The organism is Frigidibacter oleivorans, from assembly GCF_003993775.1.
Lineage (GTDB): Bacteria > Pseudomonadota > Alphaproteobacteria > Rhodobacterales > Rhodobacteraceae > Frigidibacter > Frigidibacter oleivorans.
On the sequence record NZ_RJRZ01000036.1, the window covers coordinates 1 to 1,501 of the forward strand.

Consider the following 1,501-nt stretch of genomic DNA (forward strand, 5'->3'; position numbering starts at 1 on the left):
CCCGGCGGGTGCCGACGGCCAAGCCGTGGATCGCCGCAGTGCTCCGGTCGCAGGGCTTGCCTGTGGCCGAGATCGCCCGCAGACTGCATGCGACGGATGTGACGGTCAGATCCTGGCTGAAGCGCAGTAAGACCGATCCTCCGTCCGATCCCCGGCAGATGCGCCTCTTCTGACGCCCGCAAATCCTTGCGGGCGTTTTCGCGTCGCGCCTCCGGCCATTGTGGCCCCGTCGGCTTGGGCAATGACCGCCCGGAGTTTCAGCCATGGGGGCCAGAACGTGATGCGGATCGAGAACCACCGCCTGATGGGCGTGCCCTTCCAGGAGGCGCAATGGATGGGCGGCGAGATCGCCCCCGAGATCGTGGTGCTGCACGACACCGCCAGCCGTCTTGCCCCCGGTGCCGCCGCCTCCTACCTCGCCCGGAACGACGCCAAGGTGTCGGTGCATTTCGTGGTGGAACGCGACGGGCAGATCACCCAGCAGGTGCCAGCGAACCGCGCCGCCTGGCATGCGGGAAAATCCACCTGGCAGGGCCGGTCCGGATGCAACGACTTCTCGCTCGGCATCGAGATGGTGAATGCCGGGCAGATGACCTGGGCCTCGGAGACGATGGCGCGGGCGTGGTGGGGAGAGCTGTTGTCGATCTCGCTCTTCGGGATCGAGCTGATCGAGACGAGTCAGCACGGGCACGGGCTCTGGATGCCATACCCCGAGCCGCAGATCGGCGCGGTCGTCTCGCTGCTCGAGGTGCTGTTCCGGGACATCCCGACCCTGACGGACATCACCACCCACTGGTATGTCTCGCCCGGCCGCAAGGTGGATCCGAACCCGCTGTTCCCGCTCGACCATGTCCGCGCCCGCGTCCTCGGGCGGGACGATCCGACCGATGCGACGGCGGATGCCGGCTCGATCGCGATCCGGCCCGGCCGCTTCGTGCAGACGGACACGCCGGGCGACACCTTGAACCTCCGCCGCTGGCCGAGCTTCAACCCGAACGTCATCGCCGCGATCCCCGACGCCACCCTCCTGCCGCTGCTCCGCCAGGGCGTCTTCGCCGGCCGCGACTGGCTCTGCGTCGAATATGGCGGCCAGCAGGGATGGGTGCTGGCCGCCTACACCGCCGACTTCACCGTGTGAGGAGGCCCCCCATGGCCAAGAACGACAATCTGCCGATCCTGCCCGCCTGGCATGCGCGCAGCTTCTACGCCTCGCTCCTGCTGGCGCTGACCGTCATCGGCAACGCCTTTGGCTGGGACCCCTTGCCCTGGCTCGCCCATCTGGGCCTCGGCACCACCCCCGATCAGGTGGTCGAGAAGATCATGCTGCTCGCGCCGCTCGGGTTCGGCCTCTGGGCCTGGTGGGAGCGCCGCGCACCGCACTACCGCCTGTCGCTCTCCCTGCGTCCGCCGCTGCAGCGGGTCGTGGAGGTGCTGTCCGGAGCAATTGCCCGCCTTCGCGCTTTCCTTGTCCGCCTCTGGTCCCGGATGGTCGAGCGGTGGC

Annotated in this window: 2 protein-coding genes and 1 pseudogene; all 3 read left to right on the forward strand. The window is 68.8% G+C overall.

What is annotated here, in order from left to right:
- Positions 1–38: 38 nt before the first annotated feature.
- A complete protein-coding gene (locus EEY80_RS20560; protein WP_268885666.1) occupies positions 39–173 on the forward strand; it encodes a sigma factor-like helix-turn-helix DNA-binding protein in 135 nt (44 codons plus the stop codon).
- A gap of 68 nt (positions 174–241) precedes the next feature.
- Entirely contained in the window at positions 242–1,138 is an 897-nt protein-coding gene (locus tag EEY80_RS19915; protein ID WP_235829926.1) for an N-acetylmuramoyl-L-alanine amidase, read from the forward strand.
- 11 nt (positions 1,139–1,149) lie between these two features.
- A pseudogene (locus EEY80_RS19920) lies at positions 1,150–1,501 on the forward strand (SPP1 phage holin family protein); the annotation flags it as partial.

Coding starts and splice junctions, on each gene's coding strand:
- EEY80_RS19915 (WP_235829926.1), top strand. CDS start 242: ATGACCGCCCGGAGTTTCAGCCATGGGGGCCAGAACGTGATGCGGATC.